Source organism: Nonomuraea antimicrobica, assembly GCF_039536965.1.
In the GTDB taxonomy this organism is placed as follows: Bacteria; Actinomycetota; Actinomycetes; order Streptosporangiales; family Streptosporangiaceae; genus Nonomuraea; species Nonomuraea antimicrobica.
Genome location: NZ_BAAAZP010000026.1, coordinates 1 through 21347 on the forward strand (window position 1 = coordinate 1; position 21347 = coordinate 21347).

Genomic DNA, 21347 nt, shown 5'->3' on the forward strand with positions numbered 1-21347 from the left:
GCCGTCGTCGAGCGCGCCGTCGCCCTGGGCGTCCCGATGATGGGCGGCGCGGGCGGCGGCGCGGACGCCGCCGGCGCGGCGGAGCAGGCGCGGGTGGCGGCCGATCTGGGGGCGGACGGCGTGCTGGTGTTCCCGTCGGACGGCGACCGGGTGGCGCTGCACGAGGAGGTGTGGCGGGCGGCCCGCCTGCCGATGATCGCCTTCGACCTCTACACCAGCCCATGCCCTCCCGGGGCGATGCGCGAGATCCTGGAGCACCCGGGCGTGGCGGGTCTCAAGACGGCCCTGCTGTCGGACGCGATGGGCTGCCAGCGCGCGATCGCCCTGGCCAGGGAGGCGGGCAGGCTGGCGATCACCGGTGAGGACCGCATGTTCGGCCCGTCGCTGCTGTGGGGCGCCGAGGCGGCCCTGGTCGGGATCGCGGCGGCGAGCGTGGGCGTGACGGCCGCCGTGCTGGAGGCGTTCGAGGGGGCCGATCTGCGCGCGTTCGTGGAGGCGTCGGGACGGCTCGACCGGCTGGCGCGGGCCACGTTCACCGAGCCCATGGAGGGCTACGTGCAGCGCATGCTCTGGCTGGCCGCGGCCGAGGGCCGCGTCCCCGAGTCGCACGCGCGAGACCCGTACGGCCCGCCCCTCCCGGAGGAGGAGCGGGCCGCGGTGGTCCTCGCCGGGGCCGCCGCCGCCCCGATCACAGCGCCCCGATGACGGTGGCGCTGTGACGGTGGCGCTGTGACGGTGGCGTGCGCTATCGGCCGTCGATGGCGACGCGGACGAGGTCGCGTCCGCGCACCGCGTACAGCGCCCGCCCCGAGGGGTCGAGCGCCAGCTTCGGCTCGCCCCCGAACCACTGCCCGGCCAGCCCGGAGACGATCGGCTCGGCCGCGAACGCGGTCAGGTCGATCTTGTAGATCCGGTCGCCGTCCGTGCAGTACGCGACCCGGCCGGTGACGAACAGCTCCCCGCCCTTCGACCCGACCGCGAGCGTCCGGGTGACCTTCCTGCGCCGGAGATCGAACTCGAACACCTCACCCGTGTTCGCCAGGCCGTAGAGGAAGGTCCTGCCGAAGGACAGCGAGGAGATCTGGCGGACGCCGGGCATCGGCTCCACCTGCCAGAGCAGCCTCCGCCCGACCAGGTCGAACGCGGCCAGGCGGGCGGTCGTCGTGACCGGCGGCAGGCCGAGGCCCTCCTGGGTGTGGGTGCCGAGGTAGGCGACGCCGCGCCGGGCGGCGACCGAGTAGACGGTCTGGCGCTCCACCACCGGCCGGTACGTCGCGTACTCGCCGGTTCGGGGTGAGTAGAGGGAGAGTGCGCCGTTCATGTGGCCGGGCTCCGGCTGGGTGGGCATCACGATCAGGCCCGTCCTGTCGTCGTGGGCCAGGTCCCGCGGGCGGTCCTGCTGGTTGCCGGTACGGGCGACCAGGTCGGCCTCGGCCGAGCCCGCGCGGTGCGCGTACAGGGCGGCCTGGGTGTAGACGCCCAGGTACGTGGTGCCGCCGACGGTGAGCAGGGTCTTCGGCTCGCCCGCGATGCCGAGCCTGGTGACCTCGCCGGTGGCGAGGTCGTGCACGTCGGCGCCGCCCTTGCCGCCGACGTAGACGCGCCTGCCGTCGGAGTGCACGGACATCGGCTCCTCCGGCGCCGTCTTGAAGCCGCGCTGCACCAGGTTGAGGTAGTCGAGCGAGCCGGTCGCCGGGTCGTGGACGAAGACCGCGCTGTCCTGGACGCCGTAGATCCGGCCCTCGTGGGCCAGCAGCCGGTGGGTGGCCGCCTCGAAGTACGGGACGCCCAGCACCTCCAGCTCCCCTGACGCCAGGTCGTAGCGGTAGAACGTGCCCGAGGGGCGGCCCGCGAAGTAGACGTGGCCGTCGTGGATGAGCACCGAGACGATGTACTTCTCGCCCGGGGCGGTGGCCTTGACGAGCCGGTGGCCGTGCGGCGCGGCCTTCTCCAGCATGAGCAGTTCGGCCTGCGAGTTCAGGCCGCAGGCCAGGTGGGTGTCCGACATGCTCATGCTGGCGACCCAGTCGCGGTCGGCCAGGGACGCGGGGAGGAGCTCGCGCTTCTCGCCGGTCACGCGGTCGATCGCGATCAGGTGGGCGTTGGCGCCGACGCCCGCGTAGACGTGGGTCTCGTCGGCCTGGATGCTGCGGACGTACGCCTCGCCGGGGGCGGGCTCGCCCAGGTCGCGGCTCGTGCCGGTGGCGGGGTCGTACTCCCAGACGCGGCCCGGCTCCGAGGTGCCCAGGTAGACCTTGCCGTCGGGGGAGGAGGCCATGGTCCAGATGTAGCGGTCGGGATATTCGGCGACCTTGGTGACCTGGTTGGTGGTGGTGTCGAGCCGGAACAGGTCGGATCTCGCGTGGGTGCCGATGTAGACGTCGGTGCCCGTCCGGCACATCGCCCAGATGCCGACGCCCGTCGGGATGTCGAAATGGGCCGTGACCGAATCCTGGGCGAGGTCGTATGCGCCGACCACGTTGGGCGAGAGGCCGCGCGAGCCCGCGTAGAGCACGCCGCCGACGAACTCGCCGTTGCCGAGCGGGCTGGCGACGCTCGCCGGGCCCAGGCCGGTGACGGTGCCTTCCGGCTGCGGTGGTGCGGTCTGGTGGGGGCGCTGGTGGGTGCGGGCGCGGGCTTGGGCGGGCTGGGCCGTGAGGGTCGCGGCGGCCGTGGTCGCGGCGGCCGCGAGGAGGAATCGACGGCGGGGGATCATGCGCGGGACTCCCTTGTGAAGTTTCGCCGCACGCTATAACGGACTAGGCCGTAATGTCCAGATCCTTGAGTTGGAAAAGCTCCGCGGCGTTGCGCCAGGCGACCAGTTCGGCGGCCTCGGCGGTGAGACCCGCCGCGGCGACCGCCCCGAACGCCGACGACGGGTCGATCAGGGTCGCGTCGGTGCCGAAGAGCAGCCGGGCCGGATCCACGCCCGCCGCCACCTCGGCGATGCGGCCCGCCGGGGCGTGCGACCAGCAGGGCTCCAGGTAGAGGCGGTCGCAGGCGACGGCGGCCGCGACGGCGTGCCTGAACCCGTCCGCGCCCATGTGCCCGGCGATTACCCGCATGCCCGGGATGTCCAGGCAGAGGGCGGCCAGGTCGAGCACCGAGGTGCCCCAGGTGTGCACGAGGGCCGGGCGTCCCGTCTCGGCGACCAGCGTCAGCGCGTCGCGGAGCTGGGGGGAGGTGACGGGTGAGCCCGTGTAGTCGGTGTGGATCTTGACGCCGACGAACCTGCCGCCCGGCAGGTACGCGCGCAGGTCCCGCTCCGCCTCGCGCAGCCGGCGCGGGTTGACCGTCACGTAGCCGAGCAGGCGGTCCTGGCCCTCCAGGTACGCGGCCAAGGCGCGGTTGCCCGCCGGGGCGTCGTAGATGACCGCCTCGGTGGCCGAGACGATCGCCCGGTCGATGCCGTAGCGGTCCATGGTGGCGAGGTTCGCCTCGGCCACGTCCATGGTGAAGAACCACGGGCCCCAGTGGGCGTGCACATCGATGATCACGACTACGGCCTCCTCACGGCCTCGGCGGCCTCGGCAGGGGTCGGCGGGGGCGGTGAGGGCTCGGGGGAGAGCAGCCTCTGCGCGTTGCCGCCGGCCACGGCGGCGATCTCCTCGGCCTTCAGCCCGCTGGTGGCCAGGCGCAGGAGGGGGACGAGGGGTTCGTAGTGGGGAGCGCGTGAGCCGTACAGCAGGCGGTCCGCGCCGAGGTGGGCGGCGGCGAGCTCCAGCGCGTCGGGGGAGTTGAGCAGGCGGGTGGAGGTGTGGAAGCCGGGCTCGTCCGCGGCGGCGACCAGGAAGTCGCCCAGGTGGTAGAAGTGCGTGTCGAGGAAGACCACGCTGGCTCCGAGCCCGGCGAACGGCTGCCAGAACCTGCGCACGTCGCCGCCGGTCAGCACCACCAGGCCCAGCCGCGCCGCCCGCCGGGCGACGTGCCGGACCGACGGGAACCCCGCCTCGACCCCCTGCTCGTCGGGGAACAACCGGACGGCCATGACACCGGCCTCAGCCAGCCGGTCCAGCTCGCGGGCCGCGCCGATCGGGTCGCGCAGATCCAGCCCCCCGACGGGAACGACCGGCGGCCGGGACGCGCCGTCACCCGGAGCCGCCGGAGCCGCCGGAGCCGCCGGAGCCCCGGGCGCGACCGGCGCGGCGGCCAGTGCGAGCAGCTCGTCGTTGCCCGAGCGCATGTCGAACAGCGCCGCCCGCAGGCCCACCACCGCCGCCGCCCGGATCCGGTGGGCGCCGAGCGTCGCGAGCACCGAGGCGGGGGCGCCGGGCGGGCCGTCGCGGTCCGGGTACGCCCCGAACAGCACGTCCACATCGAGCGCCACCTCCAGCCCGCCCATCAGCCGCCACGCGTCGAAGGGAATAGCGGGCTCATCCTTAATCACCATGTGGGGCATCATGTCATTGACGAACAGTGCGAATGAATTTACGGTCTGGACCAAAACTGATCGAAATCGAATTGCGAGGTGGGCCCATGATCCGCTCCTCCCTGGTCGTCCTGGCCGCGCTGTTACCCGCGCTCCTCACGGGACCGGCCGCTCAGGCGGCGGCCTGCGAGGCTCCGGCGGTGGAGCGGTTCGGCCCGGCGTCGCTCACCGGTGCGATCGTGGGCGCGGCCGTGCACGACGGGCACGCCTACGTCGTCACCCGGGGGCTGAAACCGCCCGTGCTCGCCGACATCGACCTGGCGACCCGCAAGGTCGTCAGGAGCGTCCCGCTGCCGGACGGACCGGCCGCGGGCGAGCCGGAGGGCGCGTGGGCGATGGCGGTGTCCGGCGGGAAGATCTACGTCGGCACCTACCCGGTGCCCGACCTGTATAGCTTCGACCCGGCCACGGGTGTCGTGCGGCATCTGCAGTCGTTCGGGAAGAACGGCGGGTTTGTGTGGAGCCTGGCCGCCGCTCCCGACGGCACGCTCTACGCGGGCACCTACCCCGACGGCCGGGTCAGGGAGTACGTGCCAGGCACGGGCGCGGTGCGCGACTTCGGCGTGCTGGCCCAGGGCGAGCGGTACGTGCGCGCGGTCGCCGCCGACGCCGCCCACGTCTACGCGGGCCTGCTCGACAAGGGCAAGCTCGTCCGCATCTCCCGCGCGGACGGCGCGGTGCGGGAGCTGGCGAGCGGCCCGGCCGGCATCGGCGCGGTCGCCGAGCACGGTGACCGCGTGCTGGCGGCGAGCGGGTCCGTGCTGATCGATGTGCGCGAGGACGGCACCGACGAACGCCGCGCCACCCTGCCGGACGGCACGATCGACACGCTGACCGTCGCCGCCGACGGCACCGTCTACGCCACCTCGCGCCCTGACGGCGCCGTCCACCGCTACCGCACGGGCGAGGCCGCGTTCACGAAGGTCGCCGACCCGCCCTCGCCGGGCGACGAGACCAGGCGGCTGCAACTCCTCGACGACGACACCCTGCTCGGCTTCGCCGGCAGCGGCGGCATGTGGTGGCTGGACCTGCGCACGGGCGCGTCCACGTTCTCCGACCTGATCGACGCCGGCCTGCCCGCCGGCCCGGAACGGCCGCAGAGCATGCTCCTCGTGCCGAACCGCGCCGTCTACGTGGGCGGCCACTTCTCGATGGAGGTGCTCGACCTGCGTACCGGCGGCAAGCGCAGGTTCCGGATGCCGGGCGAGCCGAAGGACCTCGTACGGCGCGGCGAGAAGATCTACGCCGCCATGTACCCCAGCGGCCAGATCGTCTCGGTCGACCTGCGCACCGACGAGGTACGCGGCGTCGGCTTCCTCGGGCACGGCCAGCAGCGGCCCTGGGACATCGAGTACGACCCCGCCACCGGCAAGCTCGTGGTCGCCAGCGCCCCGCTCGGCGCCAGGCTGAACGGCGCGCTGTCCGTCGTGGACCCCGACACCGGGCGGATCGACGTCTACGAGGGCGTCCTGCCGGACCAGAGCCTGATGAGCCTCTCGCTCGACCCCCGAGGCGGCGTCGTCTACCTGGGCGGCGACGTGCTCGGCGGCGGCGGGACCCCGCCGGTCAGGACGTCCGCGTCCGTCGCCGCCTTCGACCTGCGCGCCCGTGAGCTGCTCTGGCAGGTGGACCCGATCGCGGGACACCGCACCTTCCAGGACGTCAAGGTCCAGGACGGCCTGCTGTACGGCGTCTACAAGCGCGACTCGGGCACCTGGATCGCCCTCGACCTGGCGACCAGGACGGTGGTGCGGCAGGGCAAGCTCTCCGGGTACGGCGAGCTGACCACGCATCGGGGCAGGGTGTTCGCGTCCACGTTCTTCGGCGGCGGGAACGCCTACGAGCTGGGCGCCGAGGCGAGGCTCCTGGCCACCGGGCTCGGCGACGAGTGGTACACCAACCCGCAGGCGCACTTCGAGCCCGGCTCCTGGCGGGCCTGGACGCTCGCGGGCCGGGACCTCGCCAGGGTCCGGCTCGACCCGCGCTGCCCGCCCTTGACCGTCACTCCCTGACCCCCTAGGTTTCGGTCTGTGCCGAAATATGTGATCGATGCTCACCGGCTCATCGGCCCCGTGCCGTTCGACGACCTGCCGGCGGACCCGCGGGGCGAGATGGACCGGCTGGGCATCGAGCGGGCCTGCGTCACCCACACGCTCAGCCTCTACTCCGATCCGCAGGCGGGCAACGAGGCCCTGGCTGCGCTCGGCGACTCCCGGCTCGTCCCGGTGCCCGTGGTGGTGCCGGGGGAGACCAGGGACGAGCTGGACGGCGTACGGATGATCAGGCTCTGTCCCGAGCTCCACCGCTTCGACCTCACGGGGCCGTCCGCTCTGCGCCGCCTGGCCGCGATCGGCCTTCCCATGGCGATCGACCTGGACGAGACCTCGCCCGCCCAGCTCCGCCACCTCGCGGATCGCCTGCCCGGCCAGGCGATCCTCGTGCTCAACCCCGGCTACCGCAGGTTGCGTGCGCTGGCCGAGCTGATGACCGAGGCGCCGAACGTACGAGCCGAGATCGGCACCGTCAACACGCAGGGCGGTGTCGAATGGCTGGCCGCGCGATTCGGCGCGGGGCGGCTGGTGTTCGGCACCGGCGCGCCCGTCGCCGACGACTGCGGGCCGCGCTTCCTGCTCGACCACCTCGACCTGCCCCCGGACGACGTCGACCGGATCGCCGCCGGGACGCTGGAGGAGCTGCTGTGATCCTCGACGCCCACGGCCACGTGGGGACCTGGCCCGACTTCCTCATCCCCGAGCCCACCGCCGAGCACCTCGTGACCGTCATGGACCGGATCGGCGTCACCGCGATGGGCATCAGCCACCTGCTCGCCGTCGGCCCGGACGCCGTCCGGGGCAACGAGTCCGCCATGGAGATCGCCGCGCGCTTCCCCGGCAGGTTCGGAGTGTGGCAGGTCTACAACCCGCACCACCGCACCCCGCTCGCGGGCGACGGCGTGTGGGGGGTCAAGCTCCATCCCGACGTGCACCGGTGCCGCCTCGACGACCCCCTGTACGAGCCGGTGTGGCGGCTCGGCCTGCCCGTCCTCGCGCACGGGCAGACGGACTCGCCGTGGAGCGACCCGGCGCAGTTCGCCGCCGTCGCCGCCCGGCACCCGGACGTACGGCTGATCATGGGACACACCGGGCTCTGGCCGTACGGGTTCGGCCGCGCGGCCCGGCTCGTGGCCGACCACCCGAACGTCTTCCTTGAGACGTGCGGCTCGAAGATGACCGGCCGCTGGATCGCCCGGCTCGCCGCTCTCGCGGGGGCGGAGCGGGTGCTGTTCGGCTCGGACGCCTGCTTCCTCGACCTGCGCACGGGCTACGGCCGGGTCGCGCTGGCCCCGCTCACCGAGGCCGACCGCGCCCTCGTCCAGGGCGGCAACCTGGCCCGGCTCCTCGGCCTCGACTCCGCCGCGCTCCCTGACGTCGGCTCCGCCCGGCTCCCCGGCCCCGGCCCCGACTCCGACTCCGGCTCCGGCTCCGGCTCCGACGCGAAGGGACGCCTCTCGTGACGCTCGCCATCCACGGCGGCACTCCCGTCCGCTCGACCCCCTGGCCCGCCTGGCCGCCGCCCCCCGACTCCGCGCAGCGCGCGCTGGTCGCCGAGGTGCTGGAGAGCGGCCTGTGGGGCGCCGCGCAGGGCGGTACCGTCGTCACGGACCTGGCCGCCGCGTTCGCCCGCCGCTCCGGCGTCCCGTACGGGGTCGCCTGCGGCAACGCGACGCTGGGCCTGTTCGCCGCGCTGCTCGGCCTGGGCGTCGGCAGGGGGGACGAGGTGATCGTCCCTGCGTACACGTTCGTGGCCTCGGCCACCGCGGTGCTGCTGGCCGGGGCCACCCCCGTGATCGTCGACGTCGACCCCACCGACCTGCACCTGTCCACGGGGGCCGTGGCGGCGGCCGTGACCGGCAGGACGTCGGCCATCATGCCCGTGCACCTCGCGGGCAGCCCCGCGGCCATGGACCCGCTGAACGACCTGGCCGCCCGCCACGGCCTGGCGGTCGTGGAGGACGCGGCCCAGGCGCACGGCGCGACGTACAAGGACCGCCCGGTCGGCGGCCTGGGCGACGCGGGCGTCTACAGCTTCCAGGCGAGCAAGGCGATGACCGCCGGTGAGGGCGGCCTGATCGTCTGCCGCGACGAGGCCGTGCACGAGCGGGTCTGGTCGGTCTGCAATGTCGGACGCAGGCGGGGCGGCCAGTGGTACGGCCACCCTTCGGTCGGCTGGAACCTGCGCCTGACCGAGCTGCAGGCCGCCCTGCTGCTGCCCTGGCTGGACCGCCTCGACGCGGAGATCGACCGCAGGAACGCCTTCTGCGCGGCCCTGGAGCGGGAGCTGGCCGCGGTTCCCGAGGTCGGCGTGGTGCCCCGGCCGGAAGGCGTCACCCGCGACTCGCGCCACCTGCTCATGCTGCGGATGGACACCGGCGTGGACCGCGCGTTCCTGCTCGCCGCCATGGCCGCGGAGGGCGTGCCGCTGGACGCCGGATACCCGCCGCTCGGCACGATGGCCGCCCTCACCTCCGAGGGCGCCCGCGTCGAGCCGTGCCCGGCGGCCGAGGAGGCCGCCAGGACCGTGGTGTGGGTCCGCCAGGCGATGCTCATGGACGAGCCCGCGGCCGCCGCCGACGTCGCCGAGGCCCTCGCGAAGGTCCTCTCGGCCGGCGGGGACGCGTCACCGGCATAGCCCCGGCGCCCTTGAACCTCAGGTCAGGGCGTCGAGGGCGCGGTCGACGTCGGCCTCCGTCGTGTAGACGTGGAAGCTCGCCCGCACCCGCCCCGCCCGTACCGCCGCGCGGATTCCGGCCGCCCGCAGCCGTTCGCCCGGGGCGTCCACCGAGACGATGGCCGAATCGGACGGCTCTAGCCCCAGCCCCGCCCGGAACCGGTTGGCGAGCGCGACGTCGTGGTCACGGACGCGCTCGACGCCGATCTCGTTCAGCAACTCCAGCGCGGGAGCCGCGCCGACGAAGGAGAACCACGCCGGGGACAGGTCGAAGGCCCGCGCGTCGTCCCGCAGCCGCAGCGGCGGGCCGTAGTAGGAGCCGCCCTCGTCCGCGCCCGCGTACCAGTTGGCGGCCAGCGGGCGCATGCGCTCGCGCAGGCGCGGCGACAGGTACGCGAACGCCGCCCCCCGGGGCGCCATGAGCCACTTGTACGCCGCGCACGCCAGCGCGTCCACGCCCTCGACCCCCACGGGCAGCCAGCCGCAGGCTTGGGAGCCGTCGGCGAAGACCAGCGCGTCGTGAGCGCGGGCGGCGGCCACGATGTCGGCCAGCGGAGCCACCTCCCCGGTGGCCGACTGCACCAGGCTGAACGCCACCGCCGCGGTGCCGGGCGTGATCGCGTCGGCCAGGCGGTCGGCGGGCACCGTCACGACCTCGGCGGCCACGGCCCAGGGGAACAGGTTGCTGGTGAACTCGACCTCGGGCACGACGACCCTGGCGCCTGGCGGCAACGCGGTGGCCACGACGGACATGATCTGCGAGACGGTCGAGCCCACGCTCACATCGGTGACCGGGGCGCCGACCAGCCGGGCGAAGGCGGCACGGGAACGCCCCACCGAGGCGTCCCACGGCTTCCAGTCGGTGCTGCCGTGCCGCCATTGGGTCAGCACGGCCTGCAACTCCTCGAAGGCGGGACGGGGCGGCAGACCGTAGGAGGCGGTGTTGAGCCAGCCCGGTTCGGCGTCCCAGAGCTTGGCTGTCGTGGCGAAATCCATGGCCCCAGCCTAGGGACGGCCGGTCGCGAGGAGGACAAGCCGCAAGCCTTTCACCCCACTCAGCGGCGATAGGTCATGTCTAATCTTCTATTGACATGACTAATCGCTACAACCAGTATTTGGCCATGTCAGAACGTGACCTCCTGCTTCATGTGAAGATCCGCATGGCGCTGGAGGCACGTATCCGCTCCGGCCAATGGGGCCCCGGCACCCGGATCCCCACGGAGGCGGGGCTCTGCGAGGAGTTCGGGGTGTCGCGCATCACCGTGCAGCGGGCCCTGCGCGACCTCGCCGACGCCGGGCTCATCGTACGTTTCCGCAGGCGCGGCAGCTTCGTGGCGCAGGCGATCGGCCGGAACAACCTGCTGCGCTTCACCGGCCTGCTGATCCAGGGACCGGAGCTGCCCGGCGACCACCGGGTCGTCTCGGCGCGGGTGCTGCCCGCGAGCGCGGCGCGGCTGCGGCTGCCGGGCGTGCCCGGCGAGGAGGCGGTCATTCAGATGGAACGCCACAAGCTGAACGGTGACGGCGAGGTAGCCCACACCGAGGTGCAGGTCCTGCCCTTCCGGCTCGCCCCCGACCTGCTCGACCAGCCGTTAGAGCCGCTGACCACCCACGCCTACCTGCGCGACCGCGGGGTCGAGCTGGTACGCGCCAGGCTCTACGTGGAGCCGCACGTCCTGGACGAGGCGCAGGCGGAGCTGTTCGGGCTGGCGGTGGGCCGGCCCGTGTTCCGCTGGACGCGCGAGACCTGGACGCGCCGCGGCGAGATCGTGGAACTTCTGGAGGCGATCGTCCCCGCCGGGTCCGAGCGCTTCTACGTGGAGACCGACCTGAGCGGCTCCGCCCACCACAACTGAACCATCCCCCGTACGAGATCGGCTCACCCGAACGCCGTCACCCCCGACGGCCACGGCGTCAAGCTCGTCCCCGTCGCCGTCCCCGTCTTCGGCGACATCGGCCATCTCGCACAGAATCGCCCCCTTCGGAGGTCGCCTTGACATCCAGATCTCTGACCGCCGTACTCGCAGCCGCTACGCTCGCCCTCGCCTCCTGCGGCGCCCCCACCCCCTCGGCCGCCCCCGGCACGCTGGTCGTCGCCGGGTACGGCGGCTCGTACGAGGAGGCGTTCAAGGAGTCGGTCATCCCCGGCTTCGAGCAGTCGTGCTCCTGCCGGGTCACCTACATCGCCGGCAGCTCCACCGACACCGTCGCCAAGCTGACGGCGCAGAAGGACGCCCCGCAGATCGACGTCGCCCTCATCGACGACGGCGTGCAGAACCAGGCCGTCGAGGCCGGTCTGCTGGCCCCCCTCGACCCCGGGACCGTCACGAACCTGGCCGGCGTCATCGACCTCGCCCGGCTGCCCGGTGACGTGGGCGTCGGCTTCTCCCTGAACGCGACCGGCCTCGCCTACAACCCCGACTACTACGCCGAGCACGGCCTGCCCGCCCCCAGGAGGCTGGCCGACCTGGCCGATCCGAGGCTCAAGGGCAAGCTGGTGATGCCGTCGATCACGCAGACGTACGGGCTGGGCGCGCTGCTCATCGCCGCCAAGGTCGGCGGCGGCTCCGAGCACGAGATCGACCCCGGTTTCGCGGGCGTAGAGAAGGTCGCGGCCAACGCCGTCACGTTCGACACCACGGCCGACGTGTCCAATTACTTCCTCCAAGGGCAGGCCGTGGCCTCGATCTGGGGTAACTCCAGGGTGCAGATGCTGGCCAAGAAGGGATACCCGGTGCGGTTCGTCTATCCGGAGGAGGGCGCGTTGCCGCTCATCGCCACCGTCAACGTCGTGAAGCTGGCGCCGCACCCCGACCTGGCCCAGAAGTTCGTCAACGCGCTCCTGGAGCCGTCGGCGCAGCGGACGATGGCCGAGTCCAACTTCAACGGCCCGGTGGTCGAGGGCGTCGAGCTCGACCCCGCGCTGGCGGAGAAGGTCGTCGGCCAGGACCGGGCCGCGGGCCTGCGCAAGCTCGACTGGGGCGTGATCAACAAGAACCGGTCCGCCTGGACGGACCGCTGGAACAAGGAGATCGAGACCTCATGACCAGGCTGCTCGCCGCGGCGCTGGCCCTCACCGGCCTGGCGGCCTGCGCCCCGCCCGGCCCGACCGCCACGGCGGGCAAGCTCGTCGTGGCCGGGTACGGGGGCTCCTACCAGGAGGCGTTCGAACAGGCCGTGGTGCCGGAGTTCGAGAAGTCGTGCTCCTGCGAGGTCACCTACATCGCCGGCAGTTCCATCGACACCGTGGCCAAGCTGAAGGCGCAGAAGGACGCCCCGCAGATCGACGTCGCGCTCATCGACGACGGGCCGCAGGCCCAGGCCGCGTCGGCGGGGCTGCTGGCCAAGCTCGACCCCGACGCCGTCACCCGCCTGGACAAGGTGGCGCGGGTGGCCAGGATCCCGGGCGACGTCGGCGTCGGGTTCGCGCTGACCGCGACCGGGCTGGCCTACAACACCAAGTGGTACGCCGAGAACGGCCTGCCCGCCCCCAGGAAGCTGGCCGACCTGGCCGACCCGAGGCTCAAGGGCAGGGTCGTGCTGCCGTCGATCACGAACACGTACGGCGTGGGCGCCCTCATCCTGGCCGCCCGTGAGGGCGACGGCTCGATCGACTCCGGCTTCGCCGGGCTGGAGAAGGTGGCGGCTAACGCCTTCACCTTCGACGCCACGGCCGACGTGTCCAACTATTTCCTCCAGGGGCAGGCGGTCGCCACGGTCTGGGGCGGCTCGCGGGTGGAGACGCTGGCGGACAAGAGCTTCCCGATCTCGTTCGTGTATCCGGAGACGGGGGCCATCCCGCTGCTGGCCACCGCGAACGTGGTCAACCGGGCGCCGCACCCCGAGCTGGCGCAGCGGTTCGTCAACGCCCTGCTGGAGCCGGGCATCCAGGAGCGGCTGGCCGCCGAGGGCTACGACGGGCCCACCGTCACCGACGCCCACCTCGAACCCGAGCTGGCCAAGCGGGTCGTCGGCTCCGAGCAGGCGGCGCACATGCAGCCGCTGGACTGGCGGGACGTCAACAGCAAGCGCGCCGCGTGGACCGACCGGTGGACGAAGGAGATCGAGCAGTGACGAGCACGACCGAGGCCCCCGCCGAGGCCACCGCCGCGCGGCGCGGGCGGCTGCGACTGAACGGCGTGCGCAAGGCACTGGGCGGCAAGGAGGTCGTCTCCTCCGTGGACCTGGAGACCGAGCCCGGTGAGTTCCTCACCCTGCTCGGCCCGTCCGGCTGCGGCAAGACGACGACCCTCAACATGGTCGCGGGACACCTGACCGCCGACGGCGGCGTGATCGAGGTGGACGGCCGCGACGTGACCGCCGTGCCGCCGCACCGCCGTTCCATGGGCATGGTCTTCCAGTCGTACGCCCTGTTCCCGCACATGACGGTCGCCGACAACGTGGCCTTCGGCCTGCGCATGCGCAGGGTCCCGGCCGCGCGGCGCAGGAGGCAGGTCGCCGAGGTGCTGGAGATGGTGGGCCTGGACGGCCTGGCCGAGCGGCACCCGCGCCGGCTCTCCGGCGGCCAGCAGCAGCGCGCGGCCCTGGCCAGGGCGCTGGTCATCCAGCCCGACCTGCTGCTGCTCGACGAGCCGTTCTCCAACCTCGACGCCCAGCTCCGGGTACGCCTGCGCGACGAGGTCGCCGCCCTGCAGCGTCGCATCGGCACCACCACGATCCTCGTCACCCACGACCAGGAGGAGGCGCTGGCCGTCTCCGACCGGATCGCGGTCATGGCCGACGGCGTCATCCAGCAGCTCGACCGGCCCAGGGAGATCTACCTGCGGCCCGCCACGGACTTCGTGGCCCGGTTCATCGGCGAGGTCAACGCCCTCGACGGCACCGCCCAGGGCCCCGCCGCCGACGGGTACGCCTGCCGGGTCGCGGGCCGGACCGTGGCCGCCACCCCGGCGGGCGAGCCCCCGGCCGAGGGCGCCGCCGTGCGCCTGTACGTGCGGCCGGAGGTCGTCCGCGTCGGCCCCGGAGGAGTCGGTTCCGGAGGAGTCGGCCCCGGAGAAGTCGGCCCCGGAGAAGTCGGCCCGGGAGAAGTCGGCGCAGGGGGAGAGGGGCTGCGCGGCACCGTCAGGGAGACCCGATTCCTCGGCTCGCGCATCCGCTGCGTGGTCGCCACCCCGGCCGGTGAGGTGCGGGCGGCGCTGCCGTTCGACGCGCGGGTGCCCGCGCAGGGGGAGGAGGTGACCTGCTCGTGGCGGCCCTCGGACGCCTCGCTGACGGCCCGGTGAAAAGGCGGGCGGGCACGCCGCGCCGGCGTACGGGCCTGCTGCTCGCGCTGCCCGCCGTCGCGATCTTCGCGCTGCTGTTCGTGGCGCCGCTGTTCACGCTGGTGGCCAACAGCTTCAGGACGCAGACCGGCGCCTTCACCCTCGACAACTACGCGCGCTTCCTCGGCGACCCCTTCTACCGGGGCGTCCTGTGGAACACGCTCAGGGTCGCCGCCCTGACCACGGCCGGCTGCCTGCTCGTCGGCTACCCGTTCGCGCTCTACCTGCGCGGCCGCTCGCCGCGCGTGCGCAACTGGCTGGCGCTGCTCCTGCTGTCGCCGCTGCTGATCAGCATGGTCATCCGCGCGTACGGGTGGCTCGTGGTGCTCGGGCCGGCCGGCCCCGTCGCCTCGGTCATCGCGTGGCTCGGGCTCACCCCGCCGCAACTGCTCTACAACGACACCGCCGTGCTCGTCGGCATGGTGCACGTGATGCTGGCGTACATGGTGCTGCCGCTCATGGGCAGCCTCGACCGGATCGACCCGACGCTCGTGCCCGCCGCCAAGGGGCTGGGCGCGGGCGGCTGGACCTGCTTCTGGCGGATCACGCTGCCGCTGTCGGCGCCCGGCATGCTGGCCGGGGCGATGATCGTGTTCAGCCTGACCGCGTCCAGCTTCGTCACCCCGGCCATCCTCGGCGGGCCGAAGGTCAAGCTCATGCCGTACTTCGTCTACACCCAGGCCACCACCACGCTCGACTGGCCGTACGCGGCGGCGATCGGGTTCGTGCTGGTCGTCGTCACGACGGGGCTGCTGCTGGGCTACTCGCGGCTGTTGCGGCGGGGGCGCGGGGAGGCGGTGTTCGGATGACGCGGCTGTCGCGCGTGCTCGGCGGCGCGTTCGCGGCGCTGGTCGGGCTGTTCCTGGTCGCGCCCGTGGCCGTCACCGTGGCCTCCTCGCTGACCGCCACCTCGTACGTGACGTTCCCGCCGCGGGGCATCACGCTGCGCTGGTACGCGGAGGTGTTCCAGAAGCCGGAGTTCCTGTCGTCGTTCGCGCTCAGCGCCGGGGTGGCGCTGGCCGCGGCGGCGGTCTCCGCGGTCGTGGGGCTGGCCGGCGGGCTGGCCATCCACCGTTACCGCTTCCCCGGACGCGGCCTGCTGGAGGCCGTGCTGTCGAGCGCGTTCGCGGTGCCCACGATCGTGCTGGGCATCGGGCTGCTGCAGTGGTTCGCGCAGATGGGGCTTGCCTCCAGCCCGCTCACGCTGCTGCTGGCCCACCTGGTGCTGACCGTCCCGTACGCGGTGCGGCTGGTGCTGGCCGGGCTGGCGGGTCTCGACCGCTCGGCGGAGAAGGCGGCGGCCGGGCTGGGCGCGCCGCCGTTCCTGGTGTTCTGGCACGTCACGCTGCCGGCCGTGCGCGGGGCGCTGATCGGGGGCGCGTTCTTCGCCTTCATCACCTCCTTCGACGACCTGACGGTGGCGCTGTTCGTGGTCACCACCGACCTGCAGACGCTGCCCGTACGGATCTTCAACTACATGCAGTACGACTACGACCCCACGGTCACCGCCATCGGCACCCTCATGGTGCTGTTCGCCGTGGTCGCGGTCGTCGTCATCGAACGCTTCGTCGGCGTGGCCAAGCTCTTCGGCGCCGGCCAGGAGGACACCAGGTGAAAGGAGTCAGGGTGCGAGTTGTCGTCATCGGTGCGGGGGTGGTCGGATCCGCGGTCGCGGCCGGTCTCACCCGGCGCGGCGCCCGGGTCACGGTGCTGGAGGCGGGCACTCCGGGAGCCGGTACGACGTCCACGTCGGTCGCGTGGGTCAACGCCAACAACAAGACCCCCAAGGAGTACTTCGACCTCAACCACGCCGGAGTCTGGGCGCACCACCAGCTTCCCGGCGACTGGTTCTTCCCCACCGGCAACCTGGAGTGCGCGGTCACCGCCGAGCACAAGGAACTGCTCGAGGAGCGGGTCGGGCGGCTGCTCGGCCTGGGCTACCCGGTCGAGCGCGTCACCGCCGGACGGGCCCTCGCGCTGGAACCCGACCTCGTGCCCCTGCCGCCGGACACCGAGTACGTCTTCTTCCCCTGCGAGGCGTACGTCCAGCCGCTGCGCCTGCTCGGACGCCTGCTCGGCGAGGCCCGCGACGGCGGCGCCACGGTGGAGTGCGGGGCCGAGGTCACCGGCATCGAGACCGTGGGGTCGGGGGTGAAGGTGACGGTGGCCGACGGGCGTGTCTTCGCGGGCGACGTCGTCGTCACCTGCGCCGGCCGCTGGACGCAGCGGGTCGCCGCGCTGGCCGGGGCCACCGTCCCGATGCTCGACCCAGCCGAGTCCGGGACGCTCACCAACGGGTTCCTGATCACCACGACGCCGGTGCCCGCCCGGCTGTCGCGGGTGCTGACGACGGCCGCGCTCAACCTGCGTCCCGACGGCGGAGGGCGGGTGCTGCTGCAGTCGCTGCCCCTGGACGGCCTGGCCGACCCCGCCGTCCCGGTGCCCGGCGAGGTGCCGGCCGAGATGCTGGCGCTGCTGTCCGGCGTGCTGCGCGCCACCGAGGGGGCCGCCGTGGAGCGGGCCGTCGTGGGGCAGCGCGCGATGCCGGGCGACGGGCTCACCGTGGCCGGGTTCGCGGACGCCGACCGGCGGGTCTACACGGTGGCCACGCACAGCGGGGTCACGCTGGCGCCGCTGCTGATGCGGGAGGTCGCGGGCGAGGTGTTCGGGGAGGAGTCGGCGCTGCTGGGGCCGTTCCGCCCGTCCCGTTTCGCCGACGGGACCGCGGGCCCGCCCCTGTCCCCGGCCCGCCACCCCGGCCGGCAGTGACCGGCCGGCAGTGACCGACCGGTCCCGGCCGTGGGCCGGTCGATCAGGTGGGCCGGTCGGTCACGTGGGCGGTGCGAGCTGGGCTCGTACCCATCGGGGATCGGGGTTGACGTGCGGCCGGCCCGCCACCACGACGGTCGGCACGGTCTCGTCGCCGTCGTTGGCCGCGCGCACCGTCGCCGCGCCGTCCGGGTCGCGCCAGATGTCGACCCAGTGCAGCCGGCCCGCGCTGCGGCCCAGGCGGAGCCGCAGTCGCAGGCAGTACTTGCAGCCCGGCCGCCAGTAGACGATCGGCCGGCCGTCGGCCGCGCTGCGGCGTCGCGCCTCTTCCGCGCCGATGGACCTCGGGAACACCAGCGGCGAATACAGCCCCGCGAGCAGCACGAACAGCACCAGCGACAGCACGGCCGCGCCGGAAGCGCCACTGGCGAACTGCGCCACCGCGACCGCCGAGCCGCCTGCCGCCAGCAGAATCGGCAACATCCACGCGCGTATCATGATGGCGGCAGGCTATCGGTTGGTCGTGCGTCCGCCCCGCCAGGCCCCCGGCACGCTCAAAGGCCGGCGTCGCGGGCAGCGAGGGCCCTTCAGACCCGGCCGGCCGCGATGAGGCGTTCGATGGGCGGGTTGACGCGGGCGAACCCCTCCTGGATCCGGTACAGGTAGTGCGGGTAGGACGAGGTGACCGTGCTCGCCGCGTCCAGCCGGGCCACATGGTCGGGGGTCAGGCTCCAGCCGACGGCGCCCAGGTTCTCGCGGAGCTGCTCCTCGTTGCGCGCGCCCACGATGACCGTGGCCACGGTCGGGCGGCGCAGCAGCCAGTTGAGCGCGACCTGGGGGACGCTCTTGCCGGTCTCGGCGGCGATCGCGTCGAGGGCGTCCACCACCGTGTAGAGGTGCTCGTCGTCCACGGGCGGGCCGTAGGAGGCCGTACGGTGCAGCCGGCTGCCCTCGGGCAGCGGCCGGCCGCGCCGGATCTTGCCGGTGAGGCGGCCCCAGCCGAGCGGGCTCCACACCACCGCGCCGACGCCCTGGTCGAGGCCGAGGGGCATCAGCTCCCACTCGTAGTCGCGGCCGACCAGCGAGTAGTAGACCTGGTGGGCCACGTAGCGGGGCAGGCCGTGCCGGTCGGCCGCCGCCAGCGACTTCATGAGCTGCCAGCCGGCGAAGTTGGAGGCGCCGACGTAGCGGAGCTTGCCGGCCGTCACCAGGTCGCCCAGCGTGGAGAGGGACTCCTCGACCGGCGTGCCCGCGTCGAAGGCGTGCAACTGGAACAGGTCGATGTGCTCGGTGCCGAGGCGGCGCAGGGCGTTGTCGACCGCCTCGATCAGGCGGGCCCGCGAGGCTCCGGCGCCGTTGGGGCCGTCGTGCAGGGGGAGCACGGCCTTGGTCGAGATGAGCACCCTGTCGCGCCGCCCCTTGATCGCCTGGCCGAGCACCTCCTCCGAGGCGCCGTCGGAGTACACGTCGGCGGTGTCGAACATCGTCAGGCCCGCGTCGAGCGCCACGTCCACCATGCGCGTGGCCTCCGCCACGTCGGTGTTGCCCCAGGCGCTGAACAGCTCACCCTTGCCGCCGAACGTGCCCGCGCCGAAGCTCAGCGCGGGCACCTCGAGCCCGGACGCGCCCAGCCGTCGATAGTCCATGATTCCATCCTGCTCTCTAACGGGTCAGATTTACCGTTAAGAATTTTAGCATGCTAACGGTAGATGTGTTTCGTTAAGCTGCCGGCTCCGGCGGGATGCCGGACAGGGCCTCGACCTCTTCCCGGGGGAGAGTGCCGCCGGGCCACTCGACGAGGAGCACCGTGGCGTCGTCGCGCAGCCGTTGATCGTGGTAGCGGAGGTGATGGAGGATCAGTCGGCGCAGCGTCTCGGGCACGGGCAGCTCGTCGGCCTGGTGCCGGATGAGGAAGTCGGTGAACCGTTCCATGCCGAACTCCTGGCCGCGGTGGTTGCGCGCCTCGGTGATGCCGTCGGTGTAGAGCAGGAGCCGGTCGCCCGGCTGCAACTGCGTACGCCACACGGTCACCTCCGGCAGCAGGCCGGTGCCCATGGGCAGGTCGGGTGCGCACTCCAGCTCGATGGTGGAACGCCCGCGGACGACGACCGGCGGATGGTGGCCGCAGTTGACCCAGGCGAGGTCGCCGCCGGGGATGTCGAGGGTGGCGATGATGCCGGTGGCGAACCGTTCGCCGCCGAACAGCTCCACGAGCGCCTCGTCGATCCGCAACGCCGACGCGTCCGGCCCCGCGCCCTCGTGGCGGGCGTTGCGCAGGGTCGTCAGGGCGAGGTTGGCCGTCAGTCCCGCGGCGGTGTCGTGCCCCATGGCGTCGAAGATCGCCAGATGCGCGGTGGAGCCCCCGAAGGCGTAGTCGTAGACGTCGCCGCTCACGTCGTAGGCGGGCTCCATCACCGCGCTGACGACCAGCCGGCCGGTCGCGAACGTACGCTGCGGCATGAGTCGCCACTCCATCTCGGCCGACACGCTCATGCGCCGCCGCCGGATGAGCCGGGCGTAGGTGTCGCTCAGTGGACGCTTCGAGACCACCAGCAGGGCCACCAGCCCGGCCAGCCGCTCCATGTCCAGCAGCGCCTCGCGGTCCGCGCCCGGAGCGGTGACCCGCAGGACGCCCAGCCGGTCGGTGTCGTCCACCAGCGGCACCCACCAGTGCTCGGTGTCGCGGACGGTGGCCGGCAGGATCCGGCCGTGCTGGAAGGCCCGGCCGGCCACGGTCCCGTCGATGCGCAGCTCCCCGCGCTCGCCCGCACCGGCCGGCTCGGGCTCGGCGACCAGCGGGGAGAGCACCTCCTGCTGCAGGTCCGCCAGATAGATCAGCACGTCGCGCAGCCCCACCCGCCCGGCCTGCTCGGAGACCAGGCCGGGGACCTGCTCCAGCGTGCAGGCGTGGCTCGCGGAGATCAGCGCTCCGAACATCGCCGCCCGCGACGCCGCCAGCTCCCCCGCCGTCCTCCCGGAGCGGGACTTTCTGTGAGTGGTCATGCGCTTACGGTAACCGTCGGGCTCGCGACGACCGCCGGCCGGGGTGCGACCTCAGGGGGCGAGTCCTCCTGGCGTCACCGGCCCCTGGTCGCGGTCGGGGCGTCGGCCAGCAGCGCCGCGGCCATCCGCTGGATCGAACGGGTGAAGTGGCGCGGGTCGCCGGGCGGGGTCAGGTGGCGGATCAGGTCGCCGTCGAAGACGGCCAGCAGCGCGTGGGCGAGGAAGGCGGCGTCGAGGTCGGGCCGGGCCTCGGCGAACAGGGTGCTGAGGTGGCGGTGCCAGGACAGGTAGCTCGGGTCGCCGTACCTGTCCTCGGCGCACGCCTGCTCGTGTGCCGACAGCAGGACGGCGTTGCCCTCGGCGATCGCGCCCAGCCCGTCGAGGAAGGCGTGCAGCCGCTCACGGGCGGGCGCTCCTGGTCCGAGGGGCGGGGGCCCGTTGCGCACGGCCTCGCGCAGTTCGGCCGACCGCTCTTCCAGGAGCGCCTGGAGGAGCCCGGCGCGGCTGCCGAAGCGCCGGAACACCGTGCCCTTCCCGACCCCGGCGAGCGCGGCGACCCGGTCGAGCGACACATGGTCGCCCCCGCCCTCGGCCAGGAGCCGCTCGGTCGCCCTGAGCACCGCGCGGCGGTTGCGCGCCGCGTCGGCACGTTCGGCGCGCTCCACGCCCTGGGTGTGCTGTTCGGTCATCGATCCCCTCGCCGATGCGGACTGTCGGTCCGTCTATGCTACCGTCCATCCGTAACCGGACTTACGGTCCGCATATCACCCTCATGCCTGCGAAGGAGTCCCCCTGATGGACATGCGCGCACTCGTCGTCGATCCCGCCGTCCCGGGCGCCCTGCGGCTCGGTACGGCTCCCGCGCCCGAGCCCGCGCCGCACCAGCTCCTGCTCGACGTCCGGCACATCTCGCTCAACCGCGGCGAGGTCGCCTTCGCCGGACGCCGCCCGGCCGGCACCGTGCACGGGTACGACGCCGCCGGTGTCGTCGTACGCGCCGCCGCCGACGGGACGGGCCCCGCCGTGGGAGCCCGCGTGGCGGCCTTCGGCGCGGGGGCGTGGGCGCAGCGCATCGCCGTGGACACCAAGCCGTTCGCCGAGGTCCCCGGCGAGGTCGGGCTGGCGCAGGCCGCCGC

At 73.3% G+C, this 21347-nt stretch carries 21 protein-coding genes and 1 pseudogene; 14 read left to right on the forward strand and 8 right to left on the reverse strand.

Annotation, left to right across the window (positions count from 1 at the left end; all coding sequences use genetic code 11):
• A partial coding sequence (locus ABD844_RS08225) for a dihydrodipicolinate synthase family protein (protein WP_344874608.1) occupies positions 1 to 705 on the forward strand: 705 nt, incomplete at its 5' end.
• 40 nt (positions 706 to 745) lie between these two features.
• On the opposite strand, the gene ABD844_RS08230 is transcribed toward ABD844_RS08225, so the two are convergent.
• The 3 genes from ABD844_RS08230 to ABD844_RS08240 are packed head-to-tail and all read right to left on the reverse strand — an operon-like array spanning position 746 to position 4390.
• Positions 746 to 2716 (reverse strand): ligand-binding sensor domain-containing protein, encoded by a 1971-nt coding sequence (locus tag ABD844_RS08230; RefSeq protein ID WP_344874610.1) that lies wholly within the window; start codon positions 2714 to 2716, stop codon positions 746 to 748.
• Positions 2717 to 2759: 43 nt separating this feature from the next.
• A complete protein-coding gene (locus ABD844_RS08235; protein ID WP_344874612.1) occupies positions 2760 to 3497 on the reverse strand; it encodes an amidohydrolase family protein in 738 nt (245 codons plus the stop codon).
• A 2-nt stretch (positions 3498 to 3499) separates the two neighbouring features.
• Positions 3500 to 4390, reverse strand: coding sequence for an amidohydrolase family protein (locus tag ABD844_RS08240; protein WP_344874614.1), 891 nt, complete (start codon positions 4388 to 4390; stop codon positions 3500 to 3502).
• Positions 4391 to 4476: 86 nt separating this feature from the next.
• Here ABD844_RS08240 and ABD844_RS08245 point away from each other — a divergent pair, with 86 nt between their 5' ends.
• The 4 genes from ABD844_RS08245 to ABD844_RS08260 are packed head-to-tail and all read left to right on the forward strand — an operon-like array spanning position 4477 to position 9118.
• A complete protein-coding gene (locus tag ABD844_RS08245; RefSeq protein ID WP_344874616.1) occupies positions 4477 to 6441 on the forward strand; it encodes a hypothetical protein in 1965 nt (654 codons plus the stop codon).
• A gap of 18 nt (positions 6442 to 6459) precedes the next feature.
• Positions 6460 to 7131, forward strand: coding sequence for an amidohydrolase family protein (locus ABD844_RS08250; RefSeq protein WP_344874618.1), 672 nt, complete (start codon positions 6460 to 6462; stop codon positions 7129 to 7131).
• A complete protein-coding gene (locus tag ABD844_RS08255; RefSeq protein WP_344874620.1) occupies positions 7128 to 7943 on the forward strand; it encodes an amidohydrolase family protein in 816 nt (271 codons plus the stop codon). Before ABD844_RS08250 ends, ABD844_RS08255 begins: the two co-directional genes overlap by 4 nt.
• Positions 7940 to 9118 carry a DegT/DnrJ/EryC1/StrS family aminotransferase gene (locus ABD844_RS08260; protein WP_344874622.1) on the forward strand — a complete coding sequence of 393 codons (1179 nt, stop codon included), beginning with the start codon at positions 7940 to 7942 and terminating at the stop codon, positions 9116 to 9118. Before ABD844_RS08255 ends, ABD844_RS08260 begins: the two co-directional genes overlap by 4 nt.
• 18 nt (positions 9119 to 9136) lie before the next feature.
• Here ABD844_RS08260 and ABD844_RS08265 read toward each other — a convergent pair whose 3' ends face one another.
• Positions 9137 to 10153 carry an aminotransferase class V-fold PLP-dependent enzyme gene (locus ABD844_RS08265; protein ID WP_344874624.1) on the reverse strand — a complete coding sequence of 339 codons (1017 nt, stop codon included), beginning with the start codon at positions 10151 to 10153 and terminating at the stop codon, positions 9137 to 9139.
• A gap of 125 nt (positions 10154 to 10278) precedes the next feature.
• Here ABD844_RS08265 and ABD844_RS08270 point away from each other — a divergent pair, with 125 nt between their 5' ends.
• The 8 genes and pseudogenes from ABD844_RS08270 to ABD844_RS08300 all read left to right on the forward strand — a co-directional run bounded on the left by ABD844_RS08270 (position 10279) and on the right by ABD844_RS08300 (position 17208).
• Positions 10279 to 11013, forward strand: a complete 735-nt coding sequence (locus ABD844_RS08270) for a GntR family transcriptional regulator (RefSeq protein ID WP_344874626.1) — start codon at positions 10279 to 10281, stop codon at positions 11011 to 11013.
• 137 nt (positions 11014 to 11150) lie between these two features.
• On the forward strand, positions 11151 to 12203 hold the full coding sequence (locus ABD844_RS08275) for an ABC transporter substrate-binding protein (protein ID WP_344874628.1): 1053 nt from the start codon (positions 11151 to 11153) through the stop codon (positions 12201 to 12203).
• Positions 12200 to 13231, forward strand: a complete 1032-nt coding sequence (locus tag ABD844_RS08280; RefSeq protein WP_344874630.1) for an ABC transporter substrate-binding protein — start codon at positions 12200 to 12202, stop codon at positions 13229 to 13231. Before ABD844_RS08275 ends, ABD844_RS08280 begins: the two co-directional genes overlap by 4 nt.
• 104 nt (positions 13232 to 13335) lie before the next feature.
• Positions 13336 to 13797 (forward strand): annotated as a pseudogene (locus tag ABD844_RS53055) (ABC transporter ATP-binding protein); the annotation flags it as partial.
• Between the two features lie 471 nt (positions 13798 to 14268).
• Complete coding sequence (locus ABD844_RS53060) at positions 14269 to 14400, forward strand: hypothetical protein (RefSeq protein ID WP_425568522.1); 132 nt, start codon at positions 14269 to 14271, stop codon at positions 14398 to 14400.
• Entirely contained in the window at positions 14364 to 15248 is an 885-nt protein-coding gene (locus tag ABD844_RS08290; protein ID WP_344874634.1) for an ABC transporter permease, read from the forward strand. The genes ABD844_RS53060 and ABD844_RS08290 overlap by 37 nt, the downstream gene beginning before the upstream one ends.
• A complete protein-coding gene (locus ABD844_RS08295; protein WP_344874636.1) occupies positions 15245 to 16054 on the forward strand; it encodes an ABC transporter permease in 810 nt (269 codons plus the stop codon). The genes ABD844_RS08290 and ABD844_RS08295 overlap by 4 nt, the downstream gene beginning before the upstream one ends.
• A gap of 11 nt (positions 16055 to 16065) precedes the next feature.
• Complete coding sequence (locus ABD844_RS08300; protein ID WP_344874638.1) at positions 16066 to 17208, forward strand: NAD(P)/FAD-dependent oxidoreductase; 1143 nt, start codon at positions 16066 to 16068, stop codon at positions 17206 to 17208.
• A 60-nt stretch (positions 17209 to 17268) separates the two neighbouring features.
• Here the strand turns inward: ABD844_RS08300 and ABD844_RS08305 are convergent, their stop codons facing one another.
• The 4 genes from ABD844_RS08305 to ABD844_RS08320 all read right to left on the reverse strand — a co-directional run bounded on the left by ABD844_RS08305 (position 17269) and on the right by ABD844_RS08320 (position 20900).
• Positions 17269 to 17691 (reverse strand): glutaredoxin domain-containing protein, encoded by a 423-nt coding sequence (locus ABD844_RS08305; protein WP_344874640.1) that lies wholly within the window; start codon positions 17689 to 17691, stop codon positions 17269 to 17271.
• 104 nt (positions 17692 to 17795) lie between these two features.
• Complete coding sequence (locus ABD844_RS08310) at positions 17796 to 18854, reverse strand: aldo/keto reductase (protein ID WP_344874641.1); 1059 nt, start codon at positions 18852 to 18854, stop codon at positions 17796 to 17798.
• A gap of 73 nt (positions 18855 to 18927) precedes the next feature.
• Positions 18928 to 20211, reverse strand: a complete 1284-nt coding sequence (locus ABD844_RS08315) for a PP2C family protein-serine/threonine phosphatase (RefSeq protein WP_344874643.1) — start codon at positions 20209 to 20211, stop codon at positions 18928 to 18930.
• A 74-nt stretch (positions 20212 to 20285) separates the two neighbouring features.
• Entirely contained in the window at positions 20286 to 20900 is a 615-nt protein-coding gene (locus ABD844_RS08320) for a TetR/AcrR family transcriptional regulator (protein ID WP_344874645.1), read from the reverse strand.
• Between the two features lie 106 nt (positions 20901 to 21006).
• Between ABD844_RS08320 and ABD844_RS08325 the strand changes: the two genes are divergently transcribed.
• Positions 21007 to 21347 (forward strand): alcohol dehydrogenase catalytic domain-containing protein (locus ABD844_RS08325; protein ID WP_425568521.1); only part of this gene is annotated, 341 nt, incomplete at its 3' end.